A 17676-nucleotide genomic window follows, 5' to 3' on the forward strand; every position below is an offset into this window, starting at 1 on the left:
ACTTATTTTGCTTTTTTTCAATACCTTAATTAATTATAAGATATATTTAAATTACTAATTACAAATGATTGGACAAAAAACATCCACCTCGAATTGAGATGGATGTGGCAAAATATAAGTTAATTACTAGCATCATCATCACTCGCACTATCGATGATGGCATCGAGTTGTGGTTGATAAGCTGCATACCGTTTGTTGATAGCACTAACACTCACCGATGTTGGTTGAATTGAACCTGGGGTGGTAAAAGTTGGATCAGGCCCTTCGTTAATGGTATCGCCATTAAACTGAAAAATCACCGTACTAGCCGCGGTACCACTATCAATGGCAATCGTGCCATCGCTTTGTGTCTTAAGGTTTAATGTTGAGCCGGCCCCGAACCGTTGTAAGTTAGCCGCTGGGGTCGTACCGTTGATATCAAGATACGCGGCCATGGCTAACTCCGTATTACTTAATGTTGGTTGCGTTGAATTAGCGGCAGTAACACTGCTAGCAAAACTCGATGCATCCTTAAGACTGCTAATTGAGGCACTTGCTTGTTGATTGGTACTTTGTAGCTTACTAATCGATTGCTTGGCTTTTGACAATTGTTTGGCTGTGACGGCATCAGCAGCATCATTGAAATGATAGCCGATCAACGTTCCGGCCCCCACCCCCATTGCGAGTACTAACAGCATCAAAATCGTATAGACGAATTTTCGCATACGTCCCTCCTCGAAAAATTAATTGTTTGATTAATGCTTATTGTACGGCAGGATAGCCTGAGATGCATTGATGGGGCTTGAAGAACATAAAAACACCGCATGAGAATGAACATCTCGTGCGGTGTTTTGGGTTTATGGTAGTAATAAATGATCTGTATTAAATAGTTCGTTATAAATTAACGTTCTATTTCTAACTTGAAGAATTAAGTACCATCATACTCAACTTATTAATCTTTTATTTTCTTTAGTTCGATACCAATACGCTCTACAACGCTGGTAACCAAGGCGTTACCCATAAAGAACATTCGCATACGATCACTAACTTCGGTTACATTGCCGTTAGTTAACTTAAGCTTAGTCCAATCATCTGGGAAATCTTGTAGTCGTTCTGCTTCAATTGGTGTAATCAATCGATATTGATCATTAATCTTAATAAAGTGAGTTGAACGATTAACAGACCCTTCTGAAGTTAACATAGTTCGACTAGGTAAGTTTAAATCTTCATATGGACTCATACCACCTTCACTGTACATATATGTATGACCTTCAGCAGTTTTACGTTCAATCTTCTTAGGACCACGTAAGTATGCAAATTTTTTCAATTTATCTTCATCGGTGATGTAGTACTTTTCATCAACCTCATTTTCAGGTTGTAAAGTATCTCGCATTGGGATTGGTGTTTCTGCGCCAGTCGCTTCAGTATCAATCGTAAAGTAGCGACCATGACGCATAATTCCCGTATTCCAAACTGTTCCAGTAAAATTATCAGAAACCTCGACGATATCATCTGATAATTCATAGTAAGCTTGGCGGCCCTTATATGGAACTTGATTGATTGGGAATTGACGAGCAAATAATCCATCTTGGAAGAGATATTCGTCATACATGTTTTCATTGATAAGTAACTCATCAACTCCTTCAAATTTTGAATCTATCCGTTTTGCAAATGGGACATCATTCCGATATACAAAAAAGTAAACACGACGGCGACGTTGCCGACGACCATAGTCAGCTGCATTGATTACACGCCATTCAACTGAATAGTTAAGTTGATTAAATGCTGCTAACATAATCGCAAAGTCCCGACCACGTTGCTTTGATGGAGCTTTCAACAAACGATCAACGTTCTCAAGGATTAGGTACTTGGGATTAATGTTACGAACAGCCCGAATAATCTCCCAAAAGAGCACCCCTTTTTTCCCTTCAATACCCATTTCATATTTCTTAGAACGCGCAACTGAGTAATCTTGGCAAGGAAAGCCCCCAACAATAATGTCCGCATCCATCTTTTGAAATTCTTCATCAGTTATCAATGCAATATCCTTGTTGATATTTTCTGAATCAGAAAATTGATAATCATATACTTCAAAGGCATCCTGACTTTTACGAGATGGTTCAAATTGATTAGCCCATTTAGTTTGGTAGAGGTCAGCGTCAGCGTTCTCTAAGCCAACACGAAAACCTCCTACACCGGCAAAAAGTTCTAGTACTTTCACAGTTTTTACCTCAATATCTTTCTTTCAATAGCTACAATTATACCGTAATTTGTTTTAAAGATCAAGATCAAATTCAAAATTTATTCCGTAGTTTGAAGAATTAATCATATAATATATATAACATTAATACAAATAGGAGAGCTTTGATATGGCTGGTCACGTATATACATCACAAGAATTAATCACCCTCTTAGATAAATGTAAAGGTCTTTCTTTGGGTACGTTAGATACTCAACATTTATTTGATAAAGTTGATGTCGATAGAATTAATGGGATTGCTGGGAATATTATCGAACAATCGGTACTACAATACGAAAGTAATTCAAATCAGACACCAGATTTAATAGTGGATGATCAGCCCGTTGAACTTAAAACAACTGGCTTAAAGAAAACTACCCGTAAACCGTATTATGCAGCAAAAGAGCGTTTAACAATTACGGCCGTTTCGCCGCGAAATATAATCAATGAAGATTTTGAAACCTCGCATTTTTACCAAAAAACAAACCGACTTCTATTTATTTATTACTTTTACAACTCAACTAAAGTCGTGCATGCTACTGAATATGCTAATTTTATTTTTCAAGATTATCAGTTCTTTAGCTTTACAGGAAATGATCTCGCCGAAATAAAACGTGAATGGACAATGATACGTGATACATATCAGCAATTTGTGAATGATTACAAATCTGACGCTGCACGAAATCAATTACGTAATTTGAACTATTTAGAAGTGGTTGCAAAAAAAACTAACCCGCGAATTGCTATCTCCCAAAAGTACTTTAACGTTATTGTTCGCCAATTCTTTGGAGAAGAATTCGAACCTATCTTAAAAGAAGTTACCAGTACTTCATTTGAAGATACAGTCATCGCGATGTTTAAACCTTTTGTTGGTATGACACAAGCTGAATTAGGCCTCAAACTGGGCGTGGTTATTCCAAAACAAAATCCCAAAGCAGTTAATCCACAAATAGCTCGTAAAATATTGAAACTTCAAACCAATGTTGAAAATGCTGAAGAATTTCAAAAAGCCGGAATTGCAGTTAAAGTGCTCACAATCACTGAAAATACCGGCCGCATACGACGGACCAAAGAAGCTTTGAAAATTGAGAATTTCTTTGATTTTACTGAAATAGTTAATGGAGAATGGGATGAATCAAAATTACATGATTACTTATTTGATACGAAATTCTTATTAGTAGTCTTTGAACTTGTTAACGGCGTTCAAATTTTTAGAGGAGTTAAATTCTGGCAGGTACCATTTGCAGACTTAGATGGTCTAATTAAGCAAACTTGGTTACGAACCCAGAATACACTCAAACATGGCGTCACTCTGACTTACAAACCAGCTAATTCAGAAAAAGGATATACCGTGTCAAATGACTTACCTGCAATTGCTGACAAAACTATTATGCATGTACGACCTGATGCAGCTAAAGCAGCTTATCAAGAGGATAAACGAAATGCAATGTATCTCCCCACACCAGCCCACTGGGTTAATCGACCTGATAACTTACACGAAGAACTGAGCAACGATTATATGACCAAGCAAGCTTTTTGGCTAAATAACGAGTATATGTTTAAACAAGTAAGTGATTTAGTAGAATAAAACTGTAATAAAAAGCTCACACCAATCTTTATTAAATCGGTGTGAGCTTTTTTCGAATATTTAACTGCCCATTTCAAAGATAACAAATTATCTTTGATCAAAACCTAAAATCTGTACAACATCTGCATAAGATGGAGTTAATTGTCCAGAACTATTAAGCTGCGGTCCGTTAACTACCGCCCAGCCCCGACGTAACAGACTCAACTCTTGCATCAAATTTGCACGTGTATTAGAATCTGTTGCCATTAGTTTCGCAACATTTGCAACTTGCGATTCAGTTGGTTTGAAGTGAACTTGCGTACCAACATTAAATAGTGCATCTTTTGCATCTCCATTAACTGAATCAATATCTTGCGTCGCAAAAATTCCAGACCAGCCAAATTTACGTCCTTCTCGCAAAATTTTTACAAATGGTGACGTACTACTAAAATCAAGATTTTGTACTTCATCAAGAACTATTGGGATTGGTTTATCCTTCGAACCGCCTTGGGAGTACTGATATAAATCCCACAATAAAAATTCAATCATCGCTTTTTGAATGGTTGGTTGTAATAAACTTAATTGGAAAATGTGTACAATTCCATGATTTGTCAGTAATTGGCTCCAATTAAATTCGTCTGTGTAATTAAACGGATCGCGTTCAATGAGAGGTTCTAGCCGTCCTCTTAATTTTTTTGCCTCAGGTATTTCACTATCTTCCAAAATAATTTTAAGTTTTGTAAATGTCATTTTATTATTATTTATTTTACAGCCCTCAAGGATCAATGACTTTAAAAGGGCCCGCTGTTGAATGCCTAAATTAAATACATAATCTAAAACTTGTACAACCCGATCAGCCATATCATTTACATTTTCTTCAAACTCATATCCTTCCAAAGATTTCATTTGTAACTTGAAAGGATTAATTGGTAATCCTTCGAAATAAACTAACTTAATATTAAGTTTATCATCTATAAGTTCTAAAAATTCAGGATCAAGTTGCTCTGATAAGAATCCATCCGTATAGTCGACAACAATCGTATCAAGTTGATTTTTGACAAATTCAGCTAACATCGTTTGGATGAAGTAAGTTTTTCCTTGACCAGACTGACCAGTAACTAACATATGGCGATTAGCTAATCCTGGGTTACCATATTCCCAATATGTTCGATGAGTCGAACCTGCACTTTGTCCAATTAGCATCCGTTTTGCTTCAAGTGGTGTAGATGTAATGACAGAAATGTTGTCTTGTTCAACACTATCATTTAGATTATCATCCTCGGGCTTAATAATTCCGGAAGTCATTTCTAACGTATCATTTTGATTATCAATAGCTTCAACTTGCTCCACATTACTAGCTTGCGTTGACTCACTAATATTCGTTGTTACTGGTTCAATTTCTGGCAATTCATAGGCGTTGACTGTCTCAGCCACTTCAGGCACGACTGGCGCCTCTTCAGATGAATTTTCATCATAAGTAATGTCTTTATGGATTTCAGTTGTGCTATCGGCCATCGTAATAGTCAAAGCACTACTTGCAATATCGGCTAACTCGCCTTGCTGTAAATCAGAATCAACCGCAAGGTTTGCAATTGGATTTTGCAATATTTTTTCGCGTAGTAATTCATTGGTTGGAAAACCAAATTCGCCAGCTTGAATTTTGGTAACCAACGGTTCAATATCATCAGTCACAATATTGTAGGCATCATCTTCGGGAACATTAATTAAGGTATAGTTACCTTGCTGTTTGTATGTCAATTTACGATTGTATACCCCATTCGTAAATTCAAAAATAATACCGTTTCCTAGCCATTGATCCATTTCAAATGAGACAGTAAACTCATCCGCCATCAATTGATTTTTTAGTTTTATAAAATCAAATTCAGAACTTGTGTAATACAAGTCACTAGCCAATAGCTTTTCGAAATTACCTAATACTAATGCTTTAAAGAAATTCACATAGTAACGACGCATAAATAAATCATCATTAGCATCTGTTAAAAAGGCTTTAAGAATCTTATTGGTATGCGCAAGTTGTTGCTCCGCCTTATCCGTCACTTGATTACTATTCAAACCAATTTTAACTTCAACCGGTACGAAGTGCATTTTTAATGCTGAACTTCGCGTATCAATTCCTACAAATAATAGATCATCACTAATTGGCCCAGTCTTATTTGAACCACCTAAGTTCTTAGCTGAAAATAAACCATCATCTTTACTCATTCCGACCATGGTAGAAACTCGTAGAACTTCTTCCAATGAGATCGGAATCCAAAAAATCCCAGGAATATCTAAGATACCGTAAGCTTGTTTGTATGCGGTAATCAAACTTAGTTTTTCACGTAATACATTTTCTGTATTTACATGATTACTTACGTTCGCCACTAATCGTAACAGCCAATTACCATTGAGTAAATTGAAATTCTTGATAACATTTTGCGTATCATGGGGACTAATTTCACCATCGGTACGTTCTTTTAAAATATTTTCTTGTAAGACATGTTCATAAGTGACAACCTTATTGGTTACCGTAACTGCTTCGTACTGATTAGTTGCACTTTGATCCATATAGTGAATAACGAGCATTTCACCGTTATGGTCATTATAGAAATAAGAAAGGCTAACGTCTGGCTTAATGAATGTTACCCAATTACTTAACTTCAAAATAGGAGCAATTTCTGATTTTGGCAAGTTCCGTAAATAATTAACAAATGTCTTACCACTTTCGTATTGTTGCGTTGCCGATTGTGCCGCGAGCATTAAGCTATTCCATAAACTCGTGAATTTAATTAATGGCGTTTCCGCATTACCTAAATCACTTACTCCAAATCCATTAATAAAGAAGTCATCACTTTCCTTAAATTGCGGTCCGCTAATTAAGCCACCTAATGAGTAGTTTTTGTCTAATAAATCAATATTTTTAAAATCAATTTGTTTTTCTTGCGTAAATTGATTGAACGTAATATCAAATGATAATGTTTCAGGAATATCTTCTAAGCCAGCTGGCAGATGATATATATTAATTTTTGTTTGTAATAAATCTAAAATTTGATAATCTTCAAACTTGTCTTTAATTTTCTTCGCTATTTTCAGTGGTTGTGGTAAAAGCTCATCCAGTCCCTCAAGTACGTTAAGCTTAAATAGCTTGGCAAATAATGAGTTTAACTTGAAACCAATTTTATCCAAATATAAATTGAGTGGATTAAGTTGTTCAATTGACGTTACTTTATCATCACTCAGGCGTTCCATAAAATATGCAACAATTGCATCAAAGAAATTACTTTCATCGACAATGTTTACTGCTGCAATGTTTAACGGCATATCCCGATTAGTTGCGAAAATCGTTCCATATTGCTTAATGTAATCACTAATACGATTATGGATGATATTACTTGCCGTATTTGATAATTGAGCTTTTTCCACTTGGTTATAAAATAGCCAACGAGGTGCGGTCACATCATATTGAGCAATAAAGTCTTCATTATTAATTTTCAAATATGGTATTAAGTTTTGCGGATTCAAAGTTTTTAAGACATTAAGGTGCGGAACTTTACCATCCAATGCACGGTCTAATTCAAGTTGATAGGCAATTAACAAGGGATTGAACGGGGTTAATAAAATATTCCCTTGCTTCTTGAATTGGCCAATTTGAGTAATTTGGCGAACACCGTTTTCAAGTGCTTGATTTTGAACCAAAGTATCAGTCAAATAACTATTAATTTCATCAAGGATGTTTTGCAATAGTTGTTTATGTTCCACATCCATAATTGCAAGCGATGGTAATGTTTCTTCACTGCGATAGTATGCAAACAGTTTGTGATACGCATTCACTACGCTACTAGGTACACCATCATTATCATCAAATACTTCATTATTAATAATCCGACCAAATAAGATACCTTTGTCTTCAGCAATCATCTGTTGCTCTAATTCAAGGAAGTTCTCACGGTATTTAATTTCAACCGCATGGGCATTACTTCCCTGAACAATTTTATTATCCAAGAATTGTAACTGGTAACCATCATCAAAAGCTGCTAAACGTAATTTTTCAATTTGCATAGCTGATGATGGTGCCGCCTTAACTGCCCGATTTTCAAAGACAACTGGTAGCACTTGGCCATTATACTTCGCTGTAAACTTTGCAATATCACTATCTTGATCTTCAAAACTGGCATTATCACTAAAGACAATTTGTTTATTAGCAATTTCTTGATTTTCTAACGCCCCCAAAGACTCAGCTTCTAGGATCGTTGCACCATTTCCAAAGATATATTCAGTAATATTATCTGAAATTGAAAAGCCAACAAAGCGGTTGTTCTTTTTGTTAACCGTTTTAATTGAGAATCCAGGTTTTAAGCGATCTAAGTTATCAAGTTTAAACGGTACAATCATAAATGAAATCCGGAACGTTAAGCGATTGATTTTCCGATGTCTATAAGTAAATTGACCACCATAAGTTGTATTACTTTCAAAATTATGAATGGTTACAATTAGCTTCTTATTTTTAGTATCAATTTCAGTGCGCACATCTTTTTGTTGATTTAAATTTAGCGACATAATCGTTGATTCGGCAATTGATGATTTAAATACCTTATCATCAAATGGAATTTCAAAAGTAAACGTTGGTTGATTAAAATCATACGACGAGATTAATACATTTAGTTTGCGTTTTGCAGCCTGGGATTCACCATCTGGTCGCACCCAACTTTGATATAGGTTATCGAGCTCATGAAAATCCAAATTTAATTTAACATCTTTGTCTTTATTGAGTTCTTCAATTCCCTTTTCAATTTTAGTAAAATCCGTTTGCGCCCAAGTTTCATCTTTGAGGTCTTTGATTATTCCAGGACCAGCAACTCGATTACTAATACGTTCCTCAACATCTCCAAAGTCATGGTCTTGTTCGATAGCTTGAAAGAACTTATGATTTTCAGCAATTCGTTCGGTCAATGCCTTTCCAGACATCGTATCTAAGTTTTTATCACTGAATAATCCCATTTTGTTATAGTCATGTGTTGAGATTGTTGCTTGGCTTAAGACAGAAAAAATTGTTTCGTAATCCTTCAACGCAGTACTTTCATCTTTTAATAACTCAGCTAAATAATGATTAACAACTGCTTTATCAGCTTTTGAAAGTTCTGTTCGTGTAATCCGATTACTCAAATTTTCCTTGATTAAGTTTAAATCAAATGGCGCCCCACCCTGAGACAAATCAAATGATCCGCTAATAATTGAATCTAAATCTTGGTAAACAATAAAAACGATATTGGTATTTTGCCAAATACCATTGTTTTCACTTACGCGATTACGCAAGGTTACCAGAAAATCATGTTTAACATTTTCAAGTGCAGCCACAAACAGCACTTTTTTATCAGAATTTGGAATATTAAAAGCAATTGTCTTGAAATCAAGCCCATCATTTTGTGCATCAAACACTTCTTTCCCGGGGAAATCACCTTCCACCAAGTATTGATTAAATGCTTGTACATCTGTTTCTTCATCAAACATTTCAAAGAAACGTGATCCTGCTGCAAAAGTCCCTTCATTCTCACTTAACCAATTAAGTAATTGTTCGACTAAAAATTTATAATATTGATTTGACATACTGAGCATCTCCACTATCACTTAATTTCTCTAGAATATTGACTTCATCATATAAAGCCACGATATGATCACGTGTTTGCTTATCCATGTTTATTCCACGTTTAGCAAATTCATCAAACAATTTTGATACGAGTAACCGTTTCTCTGGTACACTACCCACAATTGCAGCTGTTAATACTAAAATCATTTCTTGCTTTAGATTTAAGGTCCGACCAATCCGGCCACGTTTTTTAACAAAGCCCAAACGTTCAATTTCATCAAACGGCTTCCGGAATCGAGTTTGAGTTGCTTGATCAATATCCTCATTTAACCATGTCCGTAGTTTTTGAATTTCCTCATTCAAAGCACCCGGGGTATTCTCGGTCCGATCGGTTGCTTTAGCATAGGCAAAATTAAATTGCTTTAAGTTCAAAAGTAAATCATCCGAATTTAAGCTGATAAGTTCACTTAAACTTTTATACGTCGTCGCATCATTATTTCCAGCCAAAACATTCAAATAGTCAAGTAAGTTTAAGGATACTAGTAATTTCTTAGTTTCATTATTAAGTAAGTTGTATCCCTTAGCTACTGCCATTCGTGAAGCACTAACTTTTTCTTTATCATAGGCAAAATACAATGGAATCTCTTTATCTGCGACTTGAGATATCAACATCGTTTGCCGAATTAATGACAAGAAGTAATAGAAACCAAAGAATGTTTGAATATGTTGTAGGAAGAAGGCTTTATTTTGTAATAAAACATGTAAATCTTGAATCATATATTTTCGTAAATTATCATCATCAATCGTAATAAAATCTTTGTCTTGCTTTGCTGATTGTAAGACTGGTAAGTTTTCAAGAATAATACTGGTGTAAATATCTTTGCTTTCTTCATGATCTACGAATTCACGCCATACTGTATCACTTTCCAAACTAGCATAATTAACAATATAAGCTGCTGCTTGGGTCATCCCAAGTATTTGTTTTTCTTCAAAACCAAATTTATCAGTTGGAATATATTTAAGCAGTGCTGGAATTTTATCAGCCCCCGTCTCAATCGAAAATAACGTCGCAATTTCTGACGCTGTAATCCCGTCATCAATCGTAACGTTTTCCAAAATTTGTGCTAAAAATGTCTCAGCTACATTATCAACCTTGGCTTTCAGGCCAAGTGATAATCGCACAATGATGCCGATAATTTCCGAAAAATCATCGCCAAAAGTATATCGTTCAGGATTACGTGTCCCAAACGGTAAAACCATTCCCGCCCAACCACGATTATACTTTGGCTTCTTGTTGTGCATTTTTAATTTATCAATTAAATCTTCGGCAGGTGTCATTAAAGCTCCCCTTTACTCAATTTTGTTTCCATACGACTTTGCCGTAATTCAAAGAGTGTATTATCTTTGGTATTAATTAAAATATTATCGCGCATGGCACTCACTGAATTAATTACTTCATCAACAAATGCGGCAAAACGAACAGCACTTTCTCGATCGGTCTTCTTTAAAACATACCCACTTTCTGCTAAAGCAAGTAAGTTATATAATTCAAAGTCAATCACAATTTCAAATTGCTTTTCTGTACCCATTACATTAAAAGTAACCATGATTTCTTTATTAGTTAAAAGCCAGCTTTCAGGATCCAATTCAACCTTAATTGCTAGTTTGATAATACTGTCACTATCATTTTTTATCACAAATGATTCATAATCATCTGTTGTACCAACTTTTCCATTCCATGCGTAAAAATTATTTAAAATCATTGAGATAAATGATTTTAATTTAGGTGTAAAGCGATTTCCATTTTCACGAATATCTACAAGTAAGCCTAAAAATGATTGATAATTCGCATCTTCAAATAGCTTGGTATCTTCATTTGTAAAATACAAAGCTCGTAACAAAGTATTTAAATATGCTTCATATCGTTTATTCATTGGTAACGTGTCAATATAGTTAAAGATATGTTCGAATTTCGCTGCATTGACTGTTAACTGACGACTCACATACGTATGCATGTCAATGGATTGAAATAAACCAATACTCATATCGCGACTGGTTCTTGTCAGCATATTAATTGGATCTACTTGACTAATGCTATTAATTAAATCCGACTTAGCACTATTTACAAAAATTGAATTTGGAAAGAAGGCTGCACTACCATCAAGGTCACTACCAACAATTACTTCATAGATAAAATTAAACAGTGTTCGCGTTGAAATAATTTGTTTTTTGGCAATTTGTGCTTTTAAGATTAGATTGATAGCTGCTTGTTGAATATTAGTATCCATTAAAAGCTGATAGTTTTGATGCGTAATCGTCTCAACGTTGGCGTGTTTATCTAACATGTATGCTTGATAAAATGGATTACTATCTTGTGGGGCAAAGATTTTTGCAAACACTTCATTGTAATAGTGACTAATTACTTGGCCATCTGCCAAATCATATTCCTTCTCAGCGAAGAACGAAACATTCGCAAAATTATCAGTACTGTATTGGTCATCGCTGGGATTAGTGAGAATATCACTATCGTTAAAGTAAGTAAGTAAATTGGTAAAGTCAGTACGTTCCTTAAGGACTTGCACCAGATTGGTAAGGACTCCCAAATTAATTGCCACAATCAAGCGAGCTTGTTGACCATTATTGATATTAGTATCTTGATAAGGCTGTAAACGTTCAATCAATGTTTCAATAGCTGTCTTATCAGGGGAATTACTCTCAGTGGCATCATTATGAATCGCGATATCTTCACGTTCAAATTCATCCGCATGCTTGTCACGCAAATATGAAATTAAGTGACTTTTACCATCACCAACATTCCCAATTAAAAATACGATACCCTTAGTACCGTTAATTAGAGTTGCTTGAATTTTTTGCCAGAAACGATCTTCAATTGGACGTTTAACGTGCATATATGCTTCAAAATCGTTAAAGGCTTTTTCATTGGAAATAGCTGCTCGTGACTTAATTGAAAGTTTTTCTAATTCCACCTCTAATTTTGTTAAATTGGCAGCTTCTGTAGTTTGTGCATTACTAACCGTAATTTCAATTGGTTCAAAACCTTCATCCGTAGCTGGTGTAACTTGTTTTTTTATCGTTGTATTTGTAGGATTAACTTTAATTGAGTCGGCAAATGAAGCTTTACGTACTCCATCTGAGGTAAGTGTTTTTTCACGAACATCAATATCTTTTGGTGTTACTTTCTTACCTGGTTCATATCCGTATTTATCAACATATGGTAATAATACAAATAAAATCTCTAATTTTTCTTCAAAGGTAAACAATGCTGTATTAAAAATTTTCCCTAGTCGATCACCGTTAAGCATGTATACATATTTTACATTTTCATTTGTAAAAAAATTGAATAATTTTGTATGAAGTGATCCATCTAAATTAAAAATCCCTTTGGGAGCTTGCATTGGTAATACCGCACGAATACACCACATAATTTCATTGGCAACATCAAATAATGTATGGTTTATTTTGATATTTGCTAAAAGTGCATTACTAATAACTGCCTTTTCTTCACCAGTTTTATTGAGCCATACGTGTTGTACATCGATTTTGGAAAAATCAGCAAAAGTATTAACACCCTCTGCGTTTAATTTTTTCGTTAATTCCGCATCAAATCCCGTCTTTTCGTCAATTCTACGATAGGCCATTGATGGTGCTGCGGCTAATTTTATAAGTTTAAGAATTTGACTAAATTCAGTCCCAACCATTTCTTTCTCCTACTATTTATGTTATTTAATATTTAATTATACACAATTATTGTATTTATTATTTGAGATTTTAAAGTAAAAAGGCAAAATCATTTTGATTTTGCCTTTTTACTTCATAATACATTAAATGTTTTCACTAAGTTCATCTGATTTGTAAATTAAACATAGCTTTTACATTTTTTGATTTATCAGTATGTTTAGATTTTAAAATTAGCGCTTGATTACCTTTAATAGCTTGCCCCCGACTCAATTTCAAAATAACTAAATTTACCATTTTCAAAATTCGTTTCATATATAGCATATTATTGAATTAATTCATATGCCCATCCTCTTATTCTGTAATGTACAAACTTAGTTTTGAATCGCCCCTAATCCCGCATCAACTGCATTGTTGTCTTACGTAATGCCGCCATTTGTGCGTTGACGGCTTCGAGGCGAGCTTCGGCAGCTGTGATGTCAATGGGTGGGAAAAGCGTGTTAGGCACCGTAGTGTGATCAATTTTGATTACATATTTGGCAATCTTACCTTCCTCACCGGTTTCGATATTTTCTAAATGTAAGGTACTGTCTTGAACCAGCTTACCGCTACCAAGATATTGATACATGCGGCGGTCATTTTCATCCGGAATGGGTTCTTTTAAGAAGACCTGTAATTTCCCAAATTCACGCATTGAATCCAACGCTACCCGCTTTTGTTCATTAAATGTGCTATTACGCGTTCCATACCAGACTAACGTGTCGACACTGGTAAAATGAGGTTTAAATGGGTCATCGTAATTACTAGCTTGCGTTGCGGGATTAACCAATAGCACACAGTAACGATCATCATAGCGTGTTTCCCAGTCACGTTTGCGACCAGCGAAATTGGGACGCCGGCGCCAGTTAAAGGCCTGTACGATATCAGAAGCATAGTATGTCTTACCGAGTTCAAGGCGTACACTGACATCGTTGTCTTTTAATATCTCGTCCTTGGCGGCCCGGACTTCTGCTAGGACCGTTGCCATTTCCTCAGCGTGGGCTAACATTGTGGCGACTTTAGCCCCTAATTGCCATTGCTTGCCAATACGGTTAACGAAGCTCCATGAATTAGGCCGCGTCGAAACAGCCATGCCAACGTATTTTAACGACAACAAGTCTTCAATACTGCCTAAAGTCTCTTCATCATAAAAATACCCGTGTTGTTCAAACGCCGCAATTAATTGTTCATCCGTAACTGCATCATGCGTTAGCAACATTTCTAAGGCCGCTAAATCAGTAATCCGCTTACTAATAAGAATAAAGCGTTTAAGGCGATCTTGTAGCGCTTCAAAATCATTAAGGCGCTTTGCATTTCACGTAAATCAAATTTTAATTCGTCCATCTTCATTCCCCAATAAATTTCAATTTTAAATTAGTTATTTTAATCCGCACCATGCAACTGATCATTTTCCGCTTTCAACGCGGCCAACGTCACTGCCAAGTGGTCAAGTTTTTCCTTGGTACTTACAATATCCACTTGGGGCTTATTAACATACGTATCGACATAGCGCGGAATATTGAGATTAAATTCATTTTCAACGATGGTTGCTGTCGATACCACTTGGGCAAATGTTGCGACGTTTTCGCGGGCTTGATAAGTATCCGTGATTTTATCGATGGCCGGCTTCGTTAATTCTTGTTGGCCCCGCTTTTCCCGATCACCTACTTGGGCTGCGTCAATGAACAAGATATCCTCAGTGGCTTTATGTTTGTCTAATACAATTACGGCTACAGGAATACCAGTATTAACAAATAAGTTCGCTGGTAACCCGATAATGGCATCAATTAAGTTAGCAGTAACCAATTGTTCACGAATACGTAATTCACTATTCCCCCGGAAGAGGATCCCCATTGGCAAGATAACTGCCATGCGCCCGTGGTCATTTAAGTGATACAACATGTGTTGAATAAACGCCATATCCGCTTTAGATTTTGGCGCCATCCCAGTGGCAAAGCGCGGATCATTTTCGACATTTTGCGTATTCCAGCTAAGTGAAAATGGTGGCACCCCGACGGCAATATCGACTTTTAAATCATCAATTTGATCGATTGCTAAAGTATCCCCGGTAATTAAGTGAAAATGCTCGTTATCAATACCGTGCAAAAAGGCATTAATGCGAGCCAAACTTGCTACGCGCAAATTAATTTCTTGGGCATAGTATTGCGTATCTGGATAGTCGGACCCCAACGTTAATAACGTCCCAGCTGACCCACTAGTTGGATCCAAAATGGTCATACCTGCTTGAACGGCCAAGATTTGGTTTAGCAATTGGTTAATCGCAATTGGGGTCACATATTCGGCATCCTTGTTGTAGCTTGCTTCAATCTCTAGTAAGGTCGCAAAAACTTCCACTGCCGTTGTTTGGGTCTTTGTATCATACAATAAACCAATGAATTGTTGATAAACTAATTCATGTTCTGCTTTACCAGTTAACGTTGTCTGCACAAATTCCCAGCTAGCAGCATTGGCTGAATCAGTTGCTTGGGCGGTTGTTGTAATTGTCAAAAGCGGCGTCACAGCAAATGTATTAACTTGCATGTATGGGGCAATTTCTTGACTTACCGGCGTTTCGCGTCCGGCCACGGTTGCCAAAAATAACACAGCAATTAACTGATCAACTAGGTTTGCATCCTTAATTTGACTATGTGCATCACGATAAAAGTCATTAAATTGCTGTTGCGTTTTACTGTCCATTAGTCTTGCCCTCCTTGTGCTAATTTGGCGATTGAAAGTTGATATCCGAGTTGAGTTTGCTCTTGTTCCAACGCCCGAATCATTAACGTATTTTGGTAAATGCGCCCAATCCGTTGTTGTTCATCCATCACAGGTAACGTAATATCAAAGTCTAAAATCTTGGTCACGTTCAACCGTTTTATCGTTGCCCCTTTAACTTCATTGGCCAATTCCAATTGCCGGCGGGCAGCATCAGTTTCATTAAACCAGTAATTGAGATAGCGTAAATCAAGCAGTGCATTTGGTTGCAAAGTCACTTCCGCATAATTTGCCGTTAGTAAGTATGGAATATCATCATTATCGTAGCCAGTTGTGATGGCACTCTCAGTACTCATAATCGAGATTAACAAACTACCTGGTTCAACCGGTTTGAGGGTTTTACCCGCCTCTTCATAAACTAAATACCGTGGGACTTCATCAGCTACGTAAAACCCAGCCTCGCGGGTAAACGTTGCTTTTTCATATAAGTGTAATTGCTTGGCATCTGGTTGCACTTGGTAGCCAATCTTTCCCCGCTTGCCAATGCGAGTAATGATTTCACCAGTTCGTAACTTTACTAAATCATTTAACTTCATACCGAACTCCATTTATTTAATTTTGTACATCATGTGTACGGATATGCTTGGTGATAGCGTCGAACCATCATCCCTACCGACTAGGCCAAGCACGCAACTATGTGCGCTGCATATGTCTGCATTGGTGCTATGTGAAAATGCAGTTATGTGTAAAATGGCGCTAACTTTCGGCTAAAAATAGCTAAAAAAGATTCTTGATAAAACGAAAGTTAACTTTATTCCAGTTATTAATATACCAAGCCAACGCATTAAATGCAAGGATTCCTTTTGAAATATAATTATATTTCTTAAATAAAAAGAATCCCCTAATTCGCTTATTTAAGCATTCTAAGTTTATTGGTTTACAAATGTAGACAATCATGGCACAATAATGTTAGCAAAAAGTCTATAACGAAAGGAGCTCATTACGATGGAAGTTAATGGTACGGAAATGACAAGTGCCGAATGGGAATTGATGCGGATTGTTTGGACTAAGGGTCAAGCGAGCAGCACTGAGATCATTCAGCTGATTCAACTCAAAAAAGATTGGTCCGAATCAACGGTCAAAACCTTGTTACACCGGTTGGTAAGTAAAAACTACTTGAGCACGGTTAAAGAAGGTCGCCGCTTCATCTATACCCCACTCATTGATGAAGGCCCCGCGGTCCAACAAATTACCACGGACCTTTTCAGTCAGATTTGTGACATGGAAAAAGGCCCTCTTCTGCTTAAGCTACTAAAGGACACCACGCTTAGTCAAGCTGACATTGCTAGCATGCAAGCGGCTTTGACGGTTAAGCTACCTAATGCCCCAACTGAGATTCACTGTCATTGCCTACCCGATGACACTTGCGCCAAATGTTGTTAATTTATCTACCTATATTTAAATATTTAAACGGAGGTCATTATCATGACTAAAATTATTGTTCTTATCGTCGGTATTGCGCTAATTGGTTTCATCATCTGGTGGTTCTTTGGTAAACATGAAATTGCGACGGGTACTGCCAAAGTTACCAACAATCACCAAGATATCGATATTGAAGTTAAAGGTGGTTACTCACCTGAAGAAGTTGTCCTTGAACACGGTGTGCCTGCCACTTTGCACTTCACACGTAAAGATGCGTCAAGTTGTCTTGATCACGTGGTCTTTTCTGACTTTGGGATCAACCAAGCCCTTCCCCAAGACAAGCAAGTTGCCGTTAACATCGACACTAGCAAGCCTGGTGAATACACGTGGGCCTGTGGGATGGACATGTTCCACGGTAAAGTAATTATCAAATAA

At 36.5% G+C, this 17676-nt stretch carries 11 protein-coding genes; 3 read left to right on the forward strand and 8 right to left on the reverse strand.

Going from position 1 to position 17676, the window contains the following annotated elements:
* Window positions 1–119: 119 nt before the first annotated feature.
* Together LQZ76_RS01755 and dcm are read right to left on the reverse strand one after the other, a co-directional pair.
* Complete coding sequence (locus LQZ76_RS01755; RefSeq protein ID WP_230098046.1) at window positions 120–704, reverse strand: hypothetical protein; 585 nt, start codon at window positions 702–704, stop codon at window positions 120–122.
* A gap of 227 nt (window positions 705–931) precedes the next feature.
* Complete coding sequence (dcm, locus tag LQZ76_RS01760) at window positions 932–2200, reverse strand: DNA (cytosine-5-)-methyltransferase (RefSeq protein WP_230098047.1); 1269 nt, start codon at window positions 2198–2200, stop codon at window positions 932–934.
* Window positions 2201–2348: 148 nt separating this feature from the next.
* On the opposite strand from dcm, the gene LQZ76_RS01765 reads away from it, so the two are divergent.
* Window positions 2349–3806, forward strand: a complete 1458-nt coding sequence (locus tag LQZ76_RS01765) for a MutH/Sau3AI family endonuclease (protein WP_230098048.1) — start codon at window positions 2349–2351, stop codon at window positions 3804–3806.
* A gap of 87 nt (window positions 3807–3893) precedes the next feature.
* Here LQZ76_RS01765 and LQZ76_RS01770 read toward each other — a convergent pair whose 3' ends face one another.
* From LQZ76_RS01770 to LQZ76_RS01795, 6 genes are all read right to left on the reverse strand, one after another.
* Window positions 3894–9389, reverse strand: a complete 5496-nt coding sequence (locus tag LQZ76_RS01770; RefSeq protein WP_230098049.1) for an ATP-binding protein — start codon at window positions 9387–9389, stop codon at window positions 3894–3896.
* Window positions 9370–10707, reverse strand: coding sequence for a DNA phosphorothioation-dependent restriction protein DptG (gene dptG, locus LQZ76_RS01775; RefSeq protein WP_230098050.1), 1338 nt, complete (start codon window positions 10705–10707; stop codon window positions 9370–9372). The genes LQZ76_RS01770 and dptG overlap by 20 nt, the downstream gene beginning before the upstream one ends.
* Window positions 10707–13088 (reverse strand): DNA phosphorothioation-dependent restriction protein DptF, encoded by a 2382-nt coding sequence (gene dptF / locus LQZ76_RS01780; protein WP_230098051.1) that lies wholly within the window; start codon window positions 13086–13088, stop codon window positions 10707–10709. Before dptF ends, dptG begins: the two co-directional genes overlap by 1 nt.
* Before the next feature lie 368 nt (window positions 13089–13456).
* Window positions 13457–14323, reverse strand: coding sequence for a DUF3427 domain-containing protein (locus LQZ76_RS01785; protein WP_230098052.1), 867 nt, complete (start codon window positions 14321–14323; stop codon window positions 13457–13459).
* 164 nt (window positions 14324–14487) lie between these two features.
* Window positions 14488–15801 carry an N-6 DNA methylase gene (locus LQZ76_RS01790; protein ID WP_230098053.1) on the reverse strand — a complete coding sequence of 438 codons (1314 nt, stop codon included), beginning with the start codon at window positions 15799–15801 and terminating at the stop codon, window positions 14488–14490.
* Complete coding sequence (locus LQZ76_RS01795) at window positions 15801–16415, reverse strand: restriction endonuclease subunit S (RefSeq protein ID WP_230098054.1); 615 nt, start codon at window positions 16413–16415, stop codon at window positions 15801–15803. Before LQZ76_RS01795 ends, LQZ76_RS01790 begins: the two co-directional genes overlap by 1 nt.
* A gap of 409 nt (window positions 16416–16824) precedes the next feature.
* On the opposite strand from LQZ76_RS01795, the gene LQZ76_RS01800 reads away from it, so the two are divergent.
* Window positions 16825–17262 (forward strand): CopY/TcrY family copper transport repressor, encoded by a 438-nt coding sequence (locus tag LQZ76_RS01800; protein WP_230098055.1) that lies wholly within the window; start codon window positions 16825–16827, stop codon window positions 17260–17262.
* 42 nt (window positions 17263–17304) lie between these two features.
* A complete protein-coding gene (locus tag LQZ76_RS01805) occupies window positions 17305–17676 on the forward strand; it encodes a cupredoxin domain-containing protein (RefSeq protein ID WP_230098056.1) in 372 nt (123 codons plus the stop codon).

This window comes from Periweissella ghanensis, from assembly GCF_918814755.1.
GTDB lineage: Bacteria > Bacillota > Bacilli > Lactobacillales > Lactobacillaceae > Periweissella > Periweissella ghanensis.